Source organism: Acidovorax sp. SRB_14 (assembly GCF_012932145.1).
Taxonomy (GTDB): domain Bacteria; phylum Pseudomonadota; class Gammaproteobacteria; order Burkholderiales; family Burkholderiaceae_C; genus Simplicispira.
Map to the genome: position 1 here is coordinate 1 of NZ_MWOK01000039.1, position 19,797 is coordinate 19,797.

The 19,797-nt window shown below is 62.4% G+C and carries 16 protein-coding genes, 2 tRNA genes, 3 rRNA genes and 1 pseudogene; 19 read left to right on the plus strand and 3 right to left on the minus strand.

The genetic code is table 11. The annotated features are described in order from the left end of the window. Positions 1-175: 175 nt before the first annotated feature. The 15 genes from B2J86_RS17550 to ntrC all read left to right on the plus strand — a co-directional run bounded on the left by B2J86_RS17550 (position 176) and on the right by ntrC (position 15,931). Positions 176-1,710 (plus strand): 16S ribosomal RNA (locus B2J86_RS17550). A gap of 107 nt (positions 1,711-1,817) precedes the next feature. Then, a tRNA-Ile gene (locus B2J86_RS17555) sits at positions 1,818-1,894 on the plus strand. Between the two features lie 39 nt (positions 1,895-1,933). Next, positions 1,934-2,009 (plus strand) — tRNA-Ala (locus tag B2J86_RS17560). Between the two features lie 360 nt (positions 2,010-2,369). After that, a 23S ribosomal RNA gene (locus tag B2J86_RS17565) occupies positions 2,370-5,249 on the plus strand. A gap of 123 nt (positions 5,250-5,372) precedes the next feature. Further along, positions 5,373-5,485 (plus strand): 5S ribosomal RNA (gene rrf / locus B2J86_RS17570). Together the 16S, 23S and 5S rRNA genes with 2 tRNA genes alongside form the textbook arrangement of a ribosomal RNA operon. Before the next feature lie 82 nt (positions 5,486-5,567). Continuing rightward, a complete protein-coding gene (locus tag B2J86_RS17575) occupies positions 5,568-6,317 on the plus strand; it encodes a 16S rRNA pseudouridine(516) synthase (protein WP_169167291.1) in 750 nt (249 codons plus the stop codon). A 90-nt stretch (positions 6,318-6,407) separates the two neighbouring features. Further along, positions 6,408-7,379 carry a beta-propeller fold lactonase family protein gene (locus B2J86_RS17580; RefSeq protein ID WP_173026254.1) on the plus strand — a complete coding sequence of 324 codons (972 nt, stop codon included), beginning with the start codon at positions 6,408-6,410 and terminating at the stop codon, positions 7,377-7,379. Continuing rightward, positions 7,345-8,187: a polysaccharide deacetylase family protein gene (locus tag B2J86_RS17585; RefSeq protein ID WP_173026255.1), complete on the plus strand. Its 843-nt coding sequence runs from the start codon at positions 7,345-7,347 to the stop codon at positions 8,185-8,187. Before B2J86_RS17580 ends, B2J86_RS17585 begins: the two co-directional genes overlap by 35 nt. 33 nt (positions 8,188-8,220) lie before the next feature. Further along, positions 8,221-9,183, plus strand: a complete 963-nt coding sequence (locus B2J86_RS17590; RefSeq protein ID WP_173026256.1) for a sterol desaturase family protein — start codon at positions 8,221-8,223, stop codon at positions 9,181-9,183. A 73-nt stretch (positions 9,184-9,256) separates the two neighbouring features. After that, the gene (locus B2J86_RS17595; RefSeq protein ID WP_173026257.1) at positions 9,257-10,165 is read left to right on the plus strand and encodes an EI24 domain-containing protein; all 909 of its coding nucleotides are present in this window, start codon (positions 9,257-9,259) and stop codon (positions 10,163-10,165) included. Next, on the plus strand, positions 10,162-10,983 hold the full coding sequence (locus B2J86_RS17600; RefSeq protein WP_173026258.1) for a molybdopterin-binding protein: 822 nt from the start codon (positions 10,162-10,164) through the stop codon (positions 10,981-10,983). The genes B2J86_RS17595 and B2J86_RS17600 overlap by 4 nt, the downstream gene beginning before the upstream one ends. A 155-nt stretch (positions 10,984-11,138) precedes the next feature. After that, positions 11,139-12,554 (plus strand): type I glutamate--ammonia ligase, encoded by a 1,416-nt coding sequence (glnA, locus tag B2J86_RS17605; RefSeq protein ID WP_169167285.1) that lies wholly within the window; start codon positions 11,139-11,141, stop codon positions 12,552-12,554. A gap of 210 nt (positions 12,555-12,764) precedes the next feature. Then, complete coding sequence (locus B2J86_RS17610) at positions 12,765-13,277, plus strand: hypothetical protein (RefSeq protein WP_173026259.1); 513 nt, start codon at positions 12,765-12,767, stop codon at positions 13,275-13,277. Between the two features lie 69 nt (positions 13,278-13,346). After that, complete coding sequence (glnL, locus tag B2J86_RS17615) at positions 13,347-14,369, plus strand: nitrogen regulation protein NR(II) (protein ID WP_173026265.1); 1,023 nt, start codon at positions 13,347-13,349, stop codon at positions 14,367-14,369. 35 nt (positions 14,370-14,404) lie between these two features. Then, on the plus strand, positions 14,405-15,931 hold the full coding sequence (gene ntrC / locus B2J86_RS17620) for a nitrogen regulation protein NR(I) (protein ID WP_173026260.1): 1,527 nt from the start codon (positions 14,405-14,407) through the stop codon (positions 15,929-15,931). On the opposite strand, the gene B2J86_RS17625 is transcribed toward ntrC, so the two are convergent. Beyond that, complete coding sequence (locus tag B2J86_RS17625) at positions 15,928-16,599, minus strand: 3'-5' exonuclease (RefSeq protein ID WP_173026261.1); 672 nt, start codon at positions 16,597-16,599, stop codon at positions 15,928-15,930. The two genes, ntrC and B2J86_RS17625, sit on opposite strands and share 4 nt — an antisense overlap. 119 nt (positions 16,600-16,718) lie before the next feature. Between B2J86_RS17625 and B2J86_RS17630 the strand changes: the two genes are divergently transcribed. Next, complete coding sequence (locus tag B2J86_RS17630; protein WP_173026262.1) at positions 16,719-17,060, plus strand: DUF6172 family protein; 342 nt, start codon at positions 16,719-16,721, stop codon at positions 17,058-17,060. Between the two features lie 22 nt (positions 17,061-17,082). Here B2J86_RS17630 and B2J86_RS17635 read toward each other — a convergent pair whose 3' ends face one another. Continuing rightward, the gene (locus B2J86_RS17635; RefSeq protein WP_173026263.1) at positions 17,083-18,375 is read right to left on the minus strand and encodes a DEAD/DEAH box helicase; all 1,293 of its coding nucleotides are present in this window, start codon (positions 18,373-18,375) and stop codon (positions 17,083-17,085) included. Between the two features lie 136 nt (positions 18,376-18,511). Between B2J86_RS17635 and B2J86_RS17640 the strand changes: the two genes are divergently transcribed. The 3 genes from B2J86_RS17640 to B2J86_RS17650 are packed head-to-tail and all read left to right on the plus strand — an operon-like array spanning position 18,512 to position 19,569. Continuing rightward, a complete protein-coding gene (locus tag B2J86_RS17640; RefSeq protein WP_169167279.1) occupies positions 18,512-18,961 on the plus strand; it encodes a DUF2721 domain-containing protein in 450 nt (149 codons plus the stop codon). A 9-nt stretch (positions 18,962-18,970) separates the two neighbouring features. Beyond that, positions 18,971-19,330 (plus strand): translation initiation factor Sui1, encoded by a 360-nt coding sequence (locus tag B2J86_RS17645; RefSeq protein WP_169167278.1) that lies wholly within the window; start codon positions 18,971-18,973, stop codon positions 19,328-19,330. Beyond that, positions 19,330-19,569 (plus strand): DUF3820 family protein, encoded by a 240-nt coding sequence (locus B2J86_RS17650; protein ID WP_173026264.1) that lies wholly within the window; start codon positions 19,330-19,332, stop codon positions 19,567-19,569. The genes B2J86_RS17645 and B2J86_RS17650 overlap by 1 nt, the downstream gene beginning before the upstream one ends. 28 nt (positions 19,570-19,597) lie before the next feature. Here B2J86_RS17650 and B2J86_RS17655 read toward each other — a convergent pair. Then, positions 19,598-19,797: pseudogene (locus tag B2J86_RS17655) on the minus strand (ABC transporter substrate-binding protein); the annotation flags it as partial.

Below are 19,797 nucleotides of genomic sequence, written 5' to 3' on the forward strand. Positions count from 1 at the left end.
TCTGCCAGGAACCTTAAAAATATACAGCCGATAAGCGTGGGCGTTTGAAGGCGATTGCCAAGTTCTTTGGAACTCAAGTCGCAAGACTTTAAACGCTCATGAGAGTAAAGAAGTGAAGTTCACTTCAATTCTTGATTTTTTGAGTGGCCCCGCAAGGGGCAAAAAACACAAGATCGAACTGTAGAGTTTGATCCTGGCTCAGATTGAACGCTGGCGGCATGCCTTACACATGCAAGTCGAACGGTAACAGGTCTTCGGATGCTGACGAGTGGCGAACGGGTGAGTAATACATCGGAACGTGCCCGATCGTGGGGGATAACGCAGCGAAAGCTGTGCTAATACCGCATACGATCTACGGATGAAAGCAGGGGACCCGCAAGGGCCTTGCGCGGACGGAGCGGCCGATGGCAGATTAGGTAGTTGGTGGGATAAAAGCTTACCAAGCCGACGATCTGTAGCTGGTCTGAGAGGACGACCAGCCACACTGGGACTGAGACACGGCCCAGACTCCTACGGGAGGCAGCAGTGGGGAATTTTGGACAATGGGCGAAAGCCTGATCCAGCCATGCCGCGTGCAGGATGAAGGCCTTCGGGTTGTAAACTGCTTTTGTACGGAACGAAAAGGTCTTCTCTAATAAAGAGGGCCCATGACGGTACCGTAAGAATAAGCACCGGCTAACTACGTGCCAGCAGCCGCGGTAATACGTAGGGTGCAAGCGTTAATCGGAATTACTGGGCGTAAAGCGTGCGCAGGCGGTTATGTAAGACAGATGTGAAATCCCCGGGCTCAACCTGGGAACTGCATTAGTGACTGCATAGCTGGAGTGCGGCAGAGGGGGATGGAATTCCGCGTGTAGCAGTGAAATGCGTAGATATGCGGAGGAACACCGATGGCGAAGGCAATCCCCTGGGCCTGCACTGACGCTCATGCACGAAAGCGTGGGGAGCAAACAGGATTAGATACCCTGGTAGTCCACGCCCTAAACGATGTCAACTGGTTGTTGGGAATTCACTTTCTCAGTAACGAAGCTAACGCGTGAAGTTGACCGCCTGGGGAGTACGGCCGCAAGGTTAAAACTCAAAGGAATTGACGGGGACCCGCACAAGCGGTGGATGATGTGGTTTAATTCGATGCAACGCGAAAAACCTTACCCACCTTTGACATGTATGGAAGATCGCAGAGACGCGATTGTGCTCGAAAGAGAGCCATAACACAGGTGCTGCATGGCTGTCGTCAGCTCGTGTCGTGAGATGTTGGGTTAAGTCCCGCAACGAGCGCAACCCTTGCCATTAGTTGCTACATTCAGTTGGGCACTCTAATGGGACTGCCGGTGACAAACCGGAGGAAGGTGGGGATGACGTCAAGTCCTCATGGCCCTTATAGGTGGGGCTACACACGTCATACAATGGCTGGTACAAAGGGTTGCCAACCCGCGAGGGGGAGCTAATCCCATAAAGCCAGTCGTAGTCCGGATCGCAGTCTGCAACTCGACTGCGTGAAGTCGGAATCGCTAGTAATCGTGGATCAGAATGTCACGGTGAATACGTTCCCGGGTCTTGTACACACCGCCCGTCACACCATGGGAGCGGGTTCTGCCAGAAGTAGTTAGCCTAACCGCAAGGAGGGCGATTACCACGGCAGGGTTCGTGACTGGGGTGAAGTCGTAACAAGGTAGCCGTATCGGAAGGTGCGGCTGGATCACCTCCTTTCTGGAAAACTGCAATTCAATTTGAACGCCCACACTTATCGGTTGTTGGAAGAAGTCGCTGCAAAGCGGCGGGTGCGATAAGTGCCTGTCGACGGCAGTGGCCGGCTTGGGTCTGTAGCTCAGTTGGTTAGAGCACCGTCTTGATAAGGCGGGGGTCGGTGGTTCGAGACCACCCAGACCCACCAAGTGCTGCAGTCCAGGGGCGACACGACAATGCGATTCCTGGGGGATTAGCTCAGCTGGGAGAGCACCTGCTTTGCAAGCAGGGGGTCGTCGGTTCGATCCCGTCATCCTCCACCAACCAACACGATGCGCCCGCAAGGGCGGTGAATCAACACCAAAGCAGCTTTGCAAAAGGCTGCTTTGATGTTGATCGATATCAATCGATCAATCGGCTGTTCTTTAAAAATTCATAGAGTCGAATCAGCGTTGCTGATGGAAACTGCACATTCGTAAAGGTTTAGTGCAGACCGTGCCATCAGCAACAAGAATTTTTGATTGCGTCAAAACGAATATTCAAACTAGCTTTGAAATTCAAAAGTAATACGATGAAGGCTCGAAAGAGCCGTAGTTGATTACGGCATAACGCGCCGGGTGAAAGACCTGGCAAGTCCTTGAAAGAAAATGGAGATGTTTCGTTAAGAGACGTCAAAGTTATAGGGTCAAGTGACTAAGAGCATGTGGTGGATGCCTTGGCGATGATAGGCGACGAAAGACGTGATAGCCTGCGATAAGCTTCGGGGAGCTGGCAAATAAGCTTTGATCCGGAGATTTCTGAATGGGGAAACCCACCCTTCGGGGTATCGCAACCTGAATACATAGGGTTGCGAGGCGAACCGGGTGAACTGAAACATCTCAGTAGCTCGAGGAAAAGACATCAACCGAGATTCCGAAAGTAGTGGCGAGCGAAATCGGACAAGCCTTGCAGTGATAGCACGACGGTTAGCAAAATGGGATGGAAAGCCCGGCCATAGCAGGTGATAGCCCTGTATGCGAAAACCGACATGTGGTACTAGGCTGCAGACAAGTAGGGCGGGACACGAGAAATCCTGTCTGAATATGGGGGGACCATCCTCCAAGGCTAAATACTCATCATCGACCGATAGTGAACCAGTACCGTGAGGGAAAGGCGAAAAGAACCCCGGGAGGGGAGTGAAATAGATCCTGAAACCGCATGCTTACAAAAAGTAGGAGCCTCGCAAGGGGTGACTGCGTACCTTTTGTATAATGGGTCAGCGACTTACATTCAGTGGCAAGGTTAACCGAATAGGGAAGCCGTAGAGAAATCGAGTCCGAATAGGGCGAACATAGTCGCTGGGTGTAGACCCGAAACCAAGTGATCTATCCATGGCCAGGATGAAGGTGCCGTAACAGGTACTGGAGGTCCGAACCCACTAGTGTTGCAAAACTAGGGGATGAGCTGTGGATAGGGGCGAAAGGCTAAACAAACTTGGAAATAGCTGGTTCTCTCCGAAAACTATTTAGGTAGTGCCTCAAGTATTACCGTCGGGGGTAGAGCACTGTTTAGGCTAGGGGGTCATGGCGACTTACCAAACCTATGCAAACTCCGAATACCGACGAGTACAGCTTGGGAGACAGAGCACCGGGTGCTAACGTCCGGACTCAAGAGGGAAACAACCCAGACCGCCAGCTAAGGTCCCTAAAATTGGCTAAGTGGGAAACGAAGTGGGAAGGCTAAAACAGTCAGGATGTTGGCTTAGAAGCAGCCATCATTTAAAGAAAGCGTAATAGCTCACTGATCGAGTCGTCCTGCGCGGAAGATGTAACGGGGCTAAGCCAGTTACCGAAGCTGCGGATGTGCAATTTATTGCACGTGGTAGGAGAGCGTTCTGTAGGCCTGTGAAGGTGTCTGGTAATGGATGCTGGAGGTATCAGAAGTGCGAATGCTGACATGAGTAGCGTTAAAGGGGGTGAAAAGCCCCCTCGCCGTAAGCGCAAGGTTTTCTACGCAACGTTCATCGGCGTAGAGTGAGTCGGCCCCTAAGGCGAGGCAGAGATGCGTAGCTGATGGGAAACAGGTCAATATTCCTGTACCGATCAATAGTGCGATGTGGGGACGGAGAAGGTTAGCTCAGCCAACTGTTGGATATGTTGGTTCAAGCCTGTAGTCGTGCCCGGTAGGCAAATCCGCCGGGCTAAGATGAGGGGTGATAACGAGTCTGCTTGCAGACGAAGTGAGTGATACCCTGCTTCCAGGAAAAGCCACTAAGCTTCAGCTATTGACGACCGTACCGCAAACCGACACTGGTGCGCGAGATGAGTATTCTAAGGCGCTTGAGAGAACTCTGGAGAAGGAACTCGGCAAATTGATACCGTAACTTCGGGAGAAGGTATGCCCCAAGTAGGTGAACTTGAACAAAGGGAGCCCAAAGGGGTTGCAAAAAATCGGTGGCTGCGACTGTTTAATAAAAACACAGCACTCTGCAAACACGAAAGTGGACGTATAGGGTGTGACGCCTGCCCGGTGCTGGAAGATTAAATGATGGGGTGCAAGCTCTTGATTGAAGTCCCAGTAAACGGCGGCCGTAACTATAACGGTCCTAAGGTAGCGAAATTCCTTGTCGGGTAAGTTCCGACCTGCACGAATGGCGTAACGATGGCCACACTGTCTCCTCCAGAGACTCAGCGAAGTTGAAATGTTTGTGATGATGCAATCTCCCCGCGGAAAGACGGAAAGACCCCATGAACCTTTACTGTAGCTTTGTATTGGACTTTGAACAGATCTGTGTAGGATAGGTGGGAGGCTTTGAAGTGTGGTCGCTAGATCACATGGAGCCAACGTTGAAATACCACCCTGGTGTGTTTGAGGTTCTAACCCAGGTCCCTTATCGGGATCGGGGACAGTGCATGGTAGGCAGTTTGACTGGGGCGGTCTCCTCCCAAAGCGTAACGGAGGAGTTCGAAGGTACGCTAGTTACGGTCGGACATCGTGACGATAGTGCAATGGCATAAGCGTGCTTAACTGCGAGACTGACAAGTCGAGCAGATGCGAAAGCAGGACATAGTGATCCGGTGGTTCTGTATGGAAGGGCCATCGCTCAACGGATAAAAGGTACTCTGGGGATAACAGGCTGATACCGCCCAAGAGTTCATATCGACGGCGGTGTTTGGCACCTCGATGTCGGCTCATCTCATCCTGGGGCTGTAGCCGGTCCCAAGGGTATGGCTGTTCGCCATTTAAAGAGGTACGTGAGCTGGGTTTAAAACGTCGTGAGACAGTTTGGTCCCTATCTTCCGTGGGCGCTGCAGATTTGAGGAAGCCTGCTCCTAGTACGAGAGGACCGGAGTGGACACACCTCTGGTGTATCGGTTGTCACGCCAGTGGCATTGCCGAGTAGCTAAGTGTGGAAGAGATAACCGCTGAAAGCATCTAAGCGGGAAACTCGTTTCAAGATGAGATCTGCCGGGGGCTTGACCCCCCTAAAGAGTCGTTCAAGACCAGGACGTTGATAGGCTGGGTGTGGAAGTGCAGCAATGCATTAAGCTAACCAGTACTAATTGCTCGTGCGGCTTGACCCTATAACTTTGATCAAATCGATCAAGGTCGTTATGCCAAGTTGACGCAGTCAAATAAAACAAGCTGATTCCAAACTCTATGAATTCGCCCGGTTGATCCAAAGATCAGCCAGGCACCCAGTTATGCCTGATGACCATAGCAAGTCGGTCCCACTCCTTCCCATCCCGAACAGGACAGTGAAACGACTTCGCGCCGATGATAGTGCGGGTTCCCGTGTGAAAGTAGGTCATCGTCAGGCTCTTACAGCCCAGTCGCGCCCCCCTCAGCAATGAGGGGGGCGTTTCTGCGTTTTGTGCTGACTCTTTTCATTCGGACTGGCTATGCAACTGCAGGATATTCTCTATTCCCAGGGGTTTGGGACCCGCCGTGTGTGTGCGGGTCTTGTACAGCAGGGGTGGGTGGAAGTGTATGGACAGCCTTCAGGGCAGGCGCCTGCCCTGTGTACCGATGCTGCGGCCGAGTTCCCCGTGGAAGGCTTGCGGCTTCGCGTACAAGGCGTGGATTGGGACTATCACGCCAAAGCCTATGTGTTGCTGCACAAGCCAGCTGGAACTGAGTGCTCGCAAAAACCCTCCACCTATCCCAGCATTTACACGCTGCTGCCATCGCCCTTGCGTTTGCGGCCCAGCAAGAGCGCGGTACAGGGCGTGCAGGCGGTCGGGCGCCTCGACCAGGATACGACGGGCTTGTTGCTGCTCAGCGACGATGGCCAGTTCATCCATCGCATGAGTTCCCCGAAGAAGCATGTGCCCAAGGTTTATCAGATCACCACCAAGCACCCTGTTGGGCCGGAGCAGATAGATCGTCTTCTGGCCGGCGTGGTCTTGGACGATGACCCTAAGCCCGTTTGCGCGGCAGCATGTGCCTTGGTCGGTGAGCATCGGCTCGACCTGACACTGACGGCGGGCAAATACCACCAGGTCAAGCGCATGATGGCTGCTGTCGGCAACCGTGTGGAAGCGCTGCACCGTTCGCGCATCGGCGCGCTGGAGCTTCCTGCGAATTTGGAGCCGGGCCAGTGGCGCTGGCTTGACCAGGAAGATTTGCAGAAGCTGCAGGCCGTTGCATAACGACGACGCCAGAATCCCATTCTACGCGCGCCGCACCGGAGGCGCGCAGCTACACTCCCTGCTGCTTTGAAAGCTTCTGTGAAGATATTTATGCGCGCATTTCGCCGAATCGCTGCGGTGCTACTGATGGGGTCGGCCGGACTGGCTTATGCGGCCCCACCGCCCCTTTTCGTGCTCAATTCCCTGGATGCGAGCGTCAGCGTGATCGACCCGCAGACATGGCAAGAGACATCGCGCATTCCGACGGGCAAGGAGCCGCACCACCTCTACCTTACGCCCGATGAGAAGTCGCTCATCATCGCCAATGCGCTGGGGGATTCGCTGACCTTCATCGACCCGCGCACTGCGCAGGTTCAGCGCACGGTGCGTGGCATTGTCGACCCATACCACTTGCGGTTCACACCCGACATGAAGTGGCTCATTACTGCAGGCAACCGGCTCGACCATGTGGATTTCTACCGCTGGGATGGCAAAGAACTGAGCCTGGTGCAGCGCGTGTCCACCGGACGAACCCCAAGCCATTTGTGGATTGATGCTACCAGCCGGCGGGTCTACGCTTCGATGCAGGACAGCGACGAACTGGTGGTGATCGACATCGCCAGCCAAACCATTTTGTCGCGTACCCGCACGGGCCCGATGCCGGCCGATGTGTACGGCAGCCCGGACGGTCGGCAGCTCTTCGTTGGTCTCACGGGCGGCGATGGCGTGGAGGTTTTTGATATTTCAGGGCGCGAACCGCGCAGCCTCAGGGTCATCAAGACCGGGAACGGCGCGCATGCTTTCCGTGCGGCCGGAGACCAGCGCCATCTGTACGTGAGCAACCGCGTGGCCAACACCATCAGCAAGATCAACATGCTGAACGGCGAGGTGGTGGCCAGCTACCCGGCGCCTGGCGGTCCCGACTGCATGGATGTTTCGGCCGACGGCCGCTGGATTTACGTCAGCTCCCGCTGGGCGCGCAAGCTGACGGTCATCGACACCGAGGCGCGCCAGGTGGTGCGCCAGGTCAAGGTCGGGAAGTCTCCCCATGGTGTCTGGACACTTGCGCACGCGCCACGCTGAGCGGACCCGGCAGCGGCGGAGCTGCATTGTTGCTTCATTATTGATAGCTGCAGGCGCTTACCCCATGGGCGTTATGGGCCAAATTGACTGCAAAAAGCCGCTGTACCTCACCTTTGACACCGGGCATATGGAGGTGGCGCCGCTGGTGGCCGAGGTGCTGCAGCGCCAGCATGTGCGCGTGACTTTTTTTGCCGCAAACGAGCCCAGCAAGCAAGGCGACGGCAGCCTGGGAGAGCACTGGGCACCTTGGTGGCGAGCCCGCGCAGCAGAGGGCCACGCGTTTGCCTCCCACACCTGGAACCATACTTATTGGCGGGCGGACGCCGGCACGGATGCTGCGCCGGCGTTTCGGGTGCGCCCATCGGCCGGGAGCCGCGCCGGACAGGAGTTCACCGTGACCGCGGCGCAGTACTGCGACGACATTGCACAGGCAGCGCGCCGCCTGCAGGCGGTGACCGGTCAACTGGCCCTGCCGCTGTTTCGCGCGCCCGGTGGAAAGACGTCGGCGCGCTTGTTGGCGGCAGCGCGCTCGTGCGGTTATGCCCATGTGGGCTGGTCTGCGGACGGTTTCCTGGGGGACGAACTGCCCAGCGAGCGCTACAGCAACCAGATGCTGCTGCAGCAGGCACTCAAGAACATCCGCAGTGGCGATATCTTGCTGGCCCATCTGGGCATCTGGTCGCGCAAAGATCCATGGGCGCCGGCCGTGTTGGAGCCGCTCATCGTGGGGCTGAAGGAGCGGGGTTTTTGTTTCCGCACCTTGCGCGAGCACCCGGACTACCCCATCTGGACGGCACCGAAGCCCTGACGACACGGCACTCAAACCAAGGACAAGACAGCCATGGAATGGTGGACGACCTCATTTGATACCGTGCAGCAATGGCTGTTTGAAGCCGTGGTGCAGCCGCTGATGTTCGCTGCCGGCCTGGCCAGCTTCCTGGAGGATGGATACCGCGCCACAGGGTGGCTGCTGGTCGGCATTCTGCAATTGCTGGTGATCGTTTGTCTGTTCGCGCCGCTGCAACGCTGGCGGCCCGTGGAGCCACTGGCCGACCGTGCCGCAGTGCGCACCGACATCGTCTACACCCTGCTGCACCGCTTGGGGCTGTTCAGGCTGTGCCTGTTCTTTGCGATCGATCCCTTGTGGGACAGCGTGTTCGGGCGCTTGCGCGTAGGCGGGATGCACACGTTCCAGCTCGACAGCGTCTGGCCCGGTGTGACCGATGGTCCCTGGGCCAGTCTGCTGCTGTATTTGGTGGCGTTCGATCTGCTCGATTACTGGATCCACCGCGGTCAGCACCGGTTTGAATGGTGGTGGCGTTTGCACGCACTGCACCATTCGCAGCGCCAGATGACGATGTGGAGCGACAACCGCAACCACCTGCTCGACGACGTGCTGCGCGACAGCCTCATCGTCGTCGCGGCGCAGCTCATTGGCGTGGCGCCTGGGCAATTCGTGGCCATTGTGGCGATCACTCAGTTGAGCGAGAGCTTCCAGCACGCCAACCTGCGGCTGTGGTTTGGCCGCGTGGGCGAGCGCCTGTGGATCAGCCCGCGCTTTCACCGCATGCACCATGCCATCGCCCAGGCGCAGAGCCACCGCAGCGCACGCGGGAGCAACTTTGGCGTGCTTTTGCCGTGCTGGGACATGCTGTTCGGCACGGCCAATTTTGAGCGGCGCTTTGGCCCCACCGGCTTGCGCGACCAGGTCGAGCCGGGCCCGGACGGCCGCGTGCGCGACTATGGCCAGGGGTTCTGGGCGCAGCAGTGGCGCGGCCTGCTGCGGTTGGCGGGGCGAGCGTAGCGCCTCGATGCGCGCAGCCTGCGACGCAGGTATGCTTGGGCGCTTTCAGGTGATGCGAAGCCGATTTCCATCCATGGCCCTGTTGCTCGACTCCTTTTGGCGCGCGGTGGCGTATTGCATGCACCCGCGTGTGATCGCGCTGTCGCTGCTGCCGCTGCTGCTCATGGGCGCGCTGGCGCTGGGACTGGGGTATTTCTACTGGGATCCCGCAGTGCAGGGCGTGCGCGCGCTGCTGGAGGCGCCCGGCTGGCTGGGCACCATCTGGGGCTGGCTGCAGCGCTGGGGCCTGGACAACGCCACGGCGTTCGTGGCGCCGCTGATCGTGGTCGCCGCCGTCACCCCGGTGATCGTGGTGGTCTCCGTGCTCGCCGTGGCCCTGCTCATGGCCCCTGCGCTGGTGGCCTTGGTCGCGCAGCGGCGCTTTGCCGGGCTGGAGCGCAAGAAAGGAGGCTCGCTGCTGGCGAGCCTGGGATGGTCGCTTGGCGCCACGCTACTGGCCTTGGTGGCCCTTGCCGTATCCCTGCCGCTGTGGCTGATTCCTCCGCTGGTGCTGGTGTTGCCGCCGTTGATCTGGGGCTGGTTGACCTACCGGGTCATGGCGTTTGACGCGTTGGCCGAGCATGCGAGCAAAGCCGAGCGCAAGGAGCTGTTCCAGCGCCACCGTGTGCCCTTGCTGGCCATGGGCGTGCTCTGCGGTTACCTCGGCGCGGCTCCAGCCGTCGTCTGGGCCTCGGGTGTGGTGTTTGCGGCCGCCTTTTTTATCCTGATACCCCTGGCGATCTGGATTTATACGCTGGTGTTTGCGTTTTCGTCGCTGTGGTTCGCGCACTTCGGCCTTGCAGCGCTGGAGCAACTGCGTGCGCAGTCGCTGCCCGTACCCCCTGGCGCGCCGCAAATCTCCTCCACGGGGCTGCCGTTGCCCGGCGCGGGCAGCTCGGCACCCATCCCTCCTTTGGCTTCACCGGAATCCCCTGCACCATGACCTCTGCATTTGGCCTCATCGTCGTGGGCGACGAGATCCTGTCGGGCAAGCGGGCGGACAAGCATTTGCCCAAGGTCATCGAGCTGCTGGCCGCGCGCGGCTTGGCACTGGCGTATGCCGACTATGTCGGAGACGACCCTGCCCGCATCACGGTCACCCTGGAGCGGGCCTTCGCTTCCAGCGATGTGGTCTTCAGCACCGGGGGCATAGGCGCAACGCCGGACGACCATACGCGCCAGTGCGCTGCCCGCGCGCTCGGGGTAGAGCTGGCGCTGCACCCGCAGGCCGAGGCGCTGATCCGCGAGCGCATGCAGGACGTGGCGCGCGAGCAGGGCCACCCGTACGATCCAGACAGCGCGGACAATGTCCACCGGCTCAACATGGGCGTGTTTCCTGCGGGGGCGCGCGTCATTCCCAACCCCTACAACAAGATTCCGGGCTTCAGCTGCAGCGCACCCAGTGGCGCCAGCGTGCATTTTGTGCCCGGGTTTCCTGTGATGGCGTGGCCGATGATCGAATGGGTGTTGGACCAGCATTGCGCCCACCTGTTCCACCGTGCGCCGCAGGTGGAGCACTCGGTGCTGGTGTTCGGCGCCATGGAAGCGGCCCTCACGCCCTTGATGGAACGCATCGAACGCGACCACGCGCCAGTGCGTGTCTTCAGCCTGCCGAGCGTCGATCACCCTGTGCACGGCCGCCACATCGAGCTGGGCGTCAAGGGGCCTGCAGAGCTGGTTCCCGCGGCATGGACCGACTTGCGGGCAAGTCTGCACCAAATCGGTGCAAACTGTGGCCCCGAATTGGTGCGCAAACTGTGAGGTTCTGCCGGGCCTCCGTTGCGCACCACAGTGGTGCGGCAAGTGAGGCTGGAAAGACGTGCTGACAATTACGTCCGTGCGGCGCAGAGTTGGCATGCACTTTGCATATTGTCGATATACCCCTAAACAACCAACGTTTTTTCCAGGAGAACCCGATGGCCCAGACCGTTGCAGACGTCATGAAGATGGTGAAGGAGAACGAAGTCAAGTTCGTCGATTTCCGTTTCACCGACACCCTTGGCAAACAGCACCACACTACGGTGCCGGTGTCGCATTTCGACGAAGACAAGTTCTCGTCCGGCCATGCGTTTGATGGCTCGTCGATTGCCGGCTGGAAGGGTATCGAAGCATCGGACATGCAGCTCATTCCCGACCCGAACACGGCCAATATCGACCCGTTCTATGAAGAGCCCACGCTGATCCTGAGCTGCGACGTCATTGAGCCCAGCGACGGCAAGGCCTACGACCGCGATCCGCGCTCCATCGCCAAGCGCGCTGAAGCCTACCTCAAGGCCTCGGGCCTGGGCGACACCGCCTACTTTGGACCGGAGCCCGAATTCTTCATCTTCGACGGCGTGCGCTGGAGCAACGAGCCCGGCAAGGTGATGTACGAGATCGAAGAATACGAGGCCCCCTGGAACTCGGGCCGCGACCTCGAAGGCGGCAACCGCGGCCACCGCCCCACCGTCAAGGGTGGCTACTTCCCCGTGCCACCGGTCGACAGCACGCACAACCTGCGTGCCGAAATGGCGTTGGTCCTCGAATCCCTGGGGATCCCAGTCGAGGTGTTCCACCATGAAGTGGCGGGCGCCGGCCAGAACGAAATCGGCACGCGCTTTAGCACCCTGGTGCAGCGCGCCGACTGGACCATGTTGCAGAAATACGTGATCCACAACGTGGCCAACACCTATGGCAAGACCGCCACCTTCATGCCCAAGCCCTATGCGGGCGACAACGGTTCGGGCATGCACGTGCACCAGTCGGTCTGGAAGGATGGCAAGAACCTGTTCGCGGGTGACGGCTATGCCGGTCTGTCGGATTATGCGCTGTACTACATCGGCGGCATCATCAAGCACGCGCGCGCACTCAACGCCATCACCAACCCCGGCACCAACAGCTACAAGCGCCTGGTGCCGCATTTCGAGGCCCCGGTGAAACTGGCCTACTCGGCCAAGAACCGCTCGGCGTCGATCCGCATTCCCTATGTGTCGAACCCCAAGGGCCGCCGCGTGGAGGCACGTTTCCCCGATCCGCTGATGAACCCCTATCTGGGTTTTGCCGCGCTGCTGATGGCTGGCCTCGACGGTGTGGAAAACAAGATCCATCCGGGCGAAGCCGCCACCAAGGACCTCTACCACCTGCCGCCCGAAGAAGACAAGCTGGTGCCCACCGTCTGCCACAGCCTCGACCAGGCACTCGACGCCCTCGACGCAGACCGCGCCTTCCTGACCAAGGGAGGTGTGTTCTCCGAGAACATGATCGATGCCTACATCGAGCTGAAGATGGGTGAGGTGTCGCGCTTCCGCCAGGCGGTGCACCCGGTCGAGTACGACATGTACTACTCGCTCTGAGCGATGGGCCCCCAGAGGCCCCGGACTGAGCCAAGGCGGTGCTTGCACCGCCTTTTTCTATGGTGCTGGCCTCGGGAACCCGTGCGGCGCCGCCACCTCCCTCTGGCTCAGGTCAGGCGGAGTGGGGCCACCCGCGCCCGCGCTGGGTTTGGGTGGGAGGTTTGGGGGATACTCAGAGACAAGCCTGCACGTCCGATGCGAGGAACCCTGATGAAACGTCCCTTTTCTACATTGCTGTTGCCCTGGCTGGCGGTTGCCGTTCTGGTGCCGTCCGCCTGGGCGCAAGACCGCATCTACCGCTGCGGCAACGAATACACCAACAACGCCAGCCAGGCCAAGGAGCGCGGCTGCAAACTGGTCGAAGGCGGCAATGTGACCGTGCTGCAAGGTGCGCGCCCGAATGCGCCCGCCGCACAGGCGCCCGGCGCAGCGGCCTCGGCGTCTCCCCCCAGCGCACCGCGCGTCGACAACAGCGACCAGCGCGCTCGCGATGCCGATGCACGGGTGATCCTGGAGTCCGAGCTGCGCAAGGCGGAAACCCGGCTGGCCGAGCTGAGGAGGGAATACAACAACGGCGAGCCCGAGCGCAATGCGCTGGACCTGCGCAATCCCCAGCGCTACATGGAGCGCACGGCCGAGATCAAGGCCAACCTGGCCCGGACCGAGAGCGACATTGCCGGCATCCGGCGCGAACTGGGCCGCCTGGGTCCGGCCAGCAGATAAGCGAACAAGCGGGTGAAAGCCGGCGCAGAACACCCCGCGGCGTCCAGCCGCTTTCAGCCGCTGGACCTGCTGTCCTTGCTGGTGGCGGTATTGCATTCCGACGGGGCCGTGCTGTTTGCCAACGCGGCGCTGGAGAATGTGCTCGGCCTGTCGCGGCGCACGCTCGAAGGCGTGGACTTCGCCCAATTCTTCACCGACCCTGCTCTCCTGCAGACGGCGCTGGAAGGCGCCCGCAGCCACGATTTCGCCGCGCTGCGTTTTGAAGGGAGCCTCAAACGCCTGCACCACGAGGCCGTGCCCGTGCATGTGAGCGTGGCGGAGGCCGAGCTGCCCGGCGAAGTGCTGGTGGAGCTGTGGCCACTGGAGCAGCAGGCGCGCCAGGACCGCGAGGAGCGCCTGCGCGAGCAGGCGCAGGCGCACAAGGAGCTGATCCGCAACCTGGCCCACGAAATCAAGAACCCGCTGGGCGGCATCCGCGGCGCGGCGCAGCTGCTGGAGATGGAGCTGGCGAGTCCCGACCTCGCCGAATACACCCAGGTCATCATCCACGAGGCCGACCGCCTGCAAAGCCTGGTCGACCGGCTGCTGGCGCCGCACCGGCACCCGCACGAGGTGGGCGACGTCAACATCCATGAGGTGTGCGAGCGCGTGCGTTCGCTGGTCCTGGCCGAGCACCCGCAAGGCCTGCGCATAGAGCAGGACTACGACATTTCCATCCCCGAGTTTCGCGGCGACCGCGCGCAGCTCATCCAGGCGCTGCTCAATGTGGTGCAGAACGCGGCCCAGGCACTGGCGCAGCGCATGGCGCAGGGCGATGCCTGCATCACGCTGCGCACGCGCGTGGCCCGGCAGATCACGCTGGGGCGCGAGCGCCACAGGCTGGCATTGGAATTGCATGTCATCGACAACGGACCCGGCGTGCCCGAAGCCCTCCGGGAGCGCATTTTTTACCCCCTGGTCTCGGGCCGGGACGGAGGCTCGGGCCTGGGGCTGACGCTGGCGCAAACCTTTGTGCAGCGCCACCACGGAATGATCGAATGCGACAGCACGCCCGGGCGCACCGACTTTCGCATCCTGATCCCCTTGCCCTGAGACCGGCCTAGTAGCCACCCGCGAGAAACTCCGCCATGAAGCCGATCTGGATAGCCGATGACGACCCCTCAATCCGCTTCGTGCTCGAGAAGGCGCTGGCGCGCGAAAACCTGCCCACGCGAAGCTTCAGCCACCCCCGCGAGGTGCTCGACGCCTTGGCCGAGGTGGGCGCCGGCGAGAGTGCCCCGCCGGGCCCGCAGGTGTTGGTGAGCGACATCCGCATGCCCGGCGGCTCGGGCCTGCAGCTGCTTGAAAAGGTCCATGCGTTGCAGCCGGGCCTGCCGGTCATCATCATGACCGCGTATTCCGATCTGGACAGCGCCGTGTCGGCCTTCCAGCGCGGCGCCTTTGAATACCTGCCCAAGCCTTTTGACGTGCCCAAGGCGGTGGAGCTGATCCGCCGCGCCGTGCAGGAAAGCCAGCGCGAGGACGTGGCCCAGGACAGCCAGGAGGCGGCTCCCGAAATGCTCGGCCAGGCAAGCGCCATGCAGGATGTGTTCCGCGCCATCGGGCGCCTGAGCCAGAGCCAGGTCACGGTGCTGATCACGGGGGAGTCGGGTTCGGGCAAGGAGCTGGTGGCGCGGGCACTGCACAAGCATTCTCCGGTGGCGGGGGGCCCGTTCGTGGCAATCAACACCGCCGCCATCCCGAAGGATCTGCTCGAGTCCGAGCTGTTCGGCCATGAGCGCGGCGCCTTCACCGGAGCCCAGACCCAGCGCCGCGGGCGCTTCGAGCAAGCCGAGGGCGGCACGCTATTTCTGGACGAAATCGGCGACATGCCGTTCGACCTGCAGACGCGCCTGCTGCGCGTGCTCTCCGATGGGCACTTCTACCGCGTCGGCGGGCACAGCGCCGTCAAGGCCCATGTGCGCGTGATTGCCGCCACCCACCAGGACCTTGAGCAGCGCGTTCAGGACGGGGCGTTCCGGGAAGACCTGTACCACCGTCTCAACGTCATTCGCCTGCGCCTGCCGGCGCTGCGCGAGCGCCACGAAGACGTGCCCATGCTCACGCGCCACTTCCTGCAGCAAAGTGCCCGCCAGCTCGGCGTGGAGCCCAAGCGCATGACCGAAGCGGCGCTGGCGCGGCTCGCGCAGTTCGGCTACCCGGGCAATGTGCGCCAGCTGGAAAACATCTGCCACTGGCTCACGGTGATGGCGCCCGCCCAGGTGGTCTCCGAGCAGGACCTGCCGCCCGAGGTGTTGGCGGCCGTCCCCGCGCTGCCTGGGCAGAGTGCGGCCGTGCCGGTCGCTGCGGCGGAGCCGCCCGAGCGCCCCGCCGAGCCCCCGCAGGCCGCGCCGCAGGTGCTGCCCGCCAGTGAGGGGGGCTGGGAGGAGGCCCTCACCAGCGAAGCGCAGGCGCTGCTGGACAGCGCGCCCGGCGCGGTGTGGGATGTGCTGGCGCGCCGTTTCGAGTCTTGCCTGATCCGCAGCGCGCTGGCGGCCACACAGGGTCGGCGGATGGAGGCCGCGCAGCGCCTGGGCATCGGGCGCAACACCATCACGCGCAAGATCCAGGAATTGGGCTTGGCGGTGGACGATGAGGGCAAGACCGCGCCCTAGGACGGCACGGATGCGGGCGCAGGGCGAGCGCCGTTGTGCGCTTGGGGGCCGGCGACGGTGGCCCCACGCTGGCCCGAGAGCCCCAGCGCCTCGAACACGCGCGCTGCTGCCCATGCGTCGTTGGCGGCATACAGCAATTGTGATTCGGTCAGGCGCGGGTTGGCCCAGTTCGAGGTGGCGGCCTTTTTCGACTTCAGGAAGCGCTGCTGGAACAGCACCGCCACCGCGCCCTTGACGCCCATGTCCTTGCGGTAGCCGCGCTGGCGGAACACCGTGTTGAGCTCCAGCACGTCGGCCGGTTCCACGCCCAGTTTGGCGCTGATGCGCCGGCGGTCGTCCCCGAGGCCAAAGCCGGCCTTGGTCACGCCGGGCTGCACCAGCAAGCCGGCCACCAGCGCACGGCAGTCGGGGTCGTGCAGCTGGAACACCCAAGCGCGCTCCAGCGTGGCGAGCTGCACGATGTGCGGGCCGTCGGAGGCCTGGTCTTTCACGAAGGTTGGCTTGGATTCGGTGTCAAAGCCCCACACCGGCGCAGCCCGCAGTGTGGCGCAGGCTTTTTCGGCCTGCCCGGGCGTGGCCACCAGGTCGATGCGGTCAAGGCCCAGGCGCTCGAACGGGGCGAGCAGCGCGATCTGCTCCTTGCTGGGGGTGGGGTGGGTGGTGTGCATAAAGGTCCAAGTTCTGCCCCAGGATAACGCGCGCGGCCTGGGGGCAAGCGGAGCGCCGTATCATCACGCCCCTACCGCGTCCACCCAGGGCGATTTCTCTGCACTGAAGGACACTTTCCATGCGCAAAACATTCCAGCTCCGCCCCGAAGGCAAAAACCCCGACCGCGTGCTCGATGCCACCAAGCACGAAATCCGCAAATACCTCAAGCGCGAACGCAGCCGTGCGCTGCCCGAGAGCGTTGACTACTGGGACTTTGATTGCAAATTCGGCCCCACCCAGGAGGCGGCGGTGCCGGCGCGCGTGGGCGAGCTGATCGGCCTGGTCGATGCTCTGGCCAAAGACGGGGGCACGCAGTTCTACATGGAGATTCTGGCCTGCCACGGCCACCGCAAGGCGCCGCCGCCCGCAGACGGCGCGGTCGCAGAGCCTCCCACGGCCGCACCCTTCATGGGCGATTGAGGCGGGCGGCGCCCGCCAGCGTTCAGTCGTTGGCTGGGGACTCGCCGGGATTGCCGGCTGCGGCGGCCGCCTGGGCAGCACGCAGCTTGTCCTTCTTGCTGGGGCGCAGGCCTTTCACGCCGCCAGCGCCGCTGGCGGGCGGCGGCGCCACCTCGGTGGGCTCGAAGCCTGCGATCTGCTCCAGCGGCAGGCTCAGGCCCTGGCGCTTTTCAATCAAATGCCAATGCGCCTCGCTGGCGGGCATGACAAAGCTCACCGCCAGGCCGCTTTCGCCCGCGCGCCCGGTGCGGCCGATGCGGTGGAGGTAGTCGACCGCCGAGCGCGGCAGGTCGTAGTTCACCACCACGGGCAGTTGCGCGATGTCGATGCCGCGCGCGGCCAGGTCGGTGGTCACGACCACCTGCCAGCGGTCGGCCTTGAATTCGTCGAGCACCTGCTGGCGCGCCCCCTGGCCCAGGTCGCCATGGAAAGGCGTGGCAAAAACCTTCGCACGGTAGAGCTTCTCGGCCACATGCTCGGCGGTGTATTTGGTAGCGACGAACACCAGCACACGCTCCCAACCCTCTTGCTTGATCAATTGCAGCAGCAGCTGCGTGCGCCGGCTGCTGTCCACGGCAATGGCGCGTTGCAGGATGGTGGCGCCGCCGTCCGCGCCGGCCTCGAGTGTGGCCACTTCCACGCGCACCGGGTCGCGCAGCAGGCTGCCGGCCAGCGCCTGCACGCTGTCGGGAAACGTGGCCGAGAAGAACAGGGTCTGCCGCCGTGCCGGCAGCAGGGCCAGCACGCGGTTCAATTCGTCGGCAAAGCCCAGGTCGAGCAGGCGGTCGGCCTCGTCGAGCACCAACAGCTGCACGCTGGCGAGCTTGAGCGCGTTGTGCTCGACCAGATCGAGCAGGCGCCCGGGCGTGGCCACCACCATGTCGGCGCCGCCGCGCAGCGCCATCATCTGCGGGTTGATCGATACGCCCCCGAACACCACCGCCACCTTGGGCGGCTGCGCCAGGTGCTGGCCCAGGCTGCGCAGCACTTCGCCGACCTGCGCGGCCAGTTCGCGCGTGGGCACGACGACCAGGGTGTGGACGCGGCGTGCGCCCCCGGAGCGCGGCTGGGCCAGCAGCACATCCTGGTGCTGTTGCAGCGCGGGCAGGGCAAAGGCGGCGGTCTTGCCCGAGCCGGTCTGTGCCGAGGCCCAGACATCGGCGCCGCGCAGGATGGCCGGAATGGCCTGCGCCTGGATGGGCGTGGGCGCGGCAAAGCCCAGGTCGCTGGCAGCGCGGGCGAGGGCCGGGGAAAGGCCGAGGGAAGCAAAAGGCATGGAATGTGGCGCAAAAAGGGTTCAGACCGGAGGCGCGGGGCCTGCGGTCGCTAAGCCGGGATTGTGCGCCACGGCGCAGTGCTGCCCGATAATCGCTCCCCATTGCGCTCGCCCCCAGCCCTCCTGCACCTACGCCATGAACTTTGCCTTCGACTCGACCAACATCACCCACGGCATTCAGCTGGCCGTGGCGCCCGTGTTCTTGCTCACCGCCGTGGCCGGCATGATCGGCGCAGTGGCCGGGCGCCTGGCGCGCATCATCGACCGCGCGCGCACGGTCGAAGAGCGTGCCCGCGTCTCGAAAGACGAGGACTTCGTGCAGCGCGCCTACACCGAGCTGGGGCAGCTGCGCCTGCGCGGGCGCATTGCCAACGGCAGCATCGGCCTGCTGACGTTGTGCGCGGTGCTCATCGGGCTGACCATCATCCTGCTGTTCCTGGGCGAAACCATGGGCCTGGAGGCCGTGCGCCTGGCGGTGACGGGCTTTCTGGCCGGCGTGGTGTCGTTCGTGCTGGCGCTGCTGTGCTTCATGGTCGAGACCGTACTGGCGACTCGCCTCTTGAATTTCCACATGCTGAAGAAGTGAAAGGCGGCCATGCGTTTGAGTGACCTCGGCGGGCTCGTCTATTCCACCGAAGCGGGGCGCATGTGCCCGGCCTGCCGCCAGCCCGTGGCGCAGTGCCTGTGCAAGGCGGCCAAGCCGGTGCCTGCGGGCGACGGCACCGTGCGCGTCTCGCGCGAAACCAAGGGGCGCGGCGGCAAGGCGGTCACGCTGGTCAAGGGGGTGCCGCTCGATGAAGCCGGGCTGGTGCAGCTGGGCAAGCAGCTCAAGGCCGCGTGCGGCAGCGGCGGCACCGTCAAGGACGGGGTGATCGAAGTGCAGGGCGACCATGTGGAGCGCGTCCTTGAGGCCCTGAAGAAGCTTGGCCACCGGGTCAAGCGCGCGGGCGGCTGATGGATCCGGACCAGCTGCAGCGCCTGGTGACGGTGACCATGCCCTATGGCAAATACCAGGGCCGGATTATTGCCGATCTGCCCGGCAACTATCTGAACTGGTTTGCGCGGACCGGCTTCCCGCGCGGCGACATCGGGCGCCTATTGGCGCTGATGCACGAGATCGACCATAACGGCCTGTCGGAACTGCTCGAGCCCCTGCGCGCGGCCGCGGGGCTGGGGCCGCGCGCGCAGGAGTAAATCTGGCCCGGCGCCCCGGGCCTGCCCTTTATTTGGCGGCTGCGCGCGCCGCCTCGGCCTTGGCCTTGGCTTCGTCGGCCTTGCGCTGCAGCTCCTTGGCTTCCTTTTCGGCCGCTTCGGCTTGCTTGGCTTTGGCATCCTTGTCGCTGGCGGTGCCGCCGGCCAGGGCATTGCCGGCCATCGAGCCCGCGACGGCGCCCACGGCGGCTGCGCCCATGGTGCCCATCA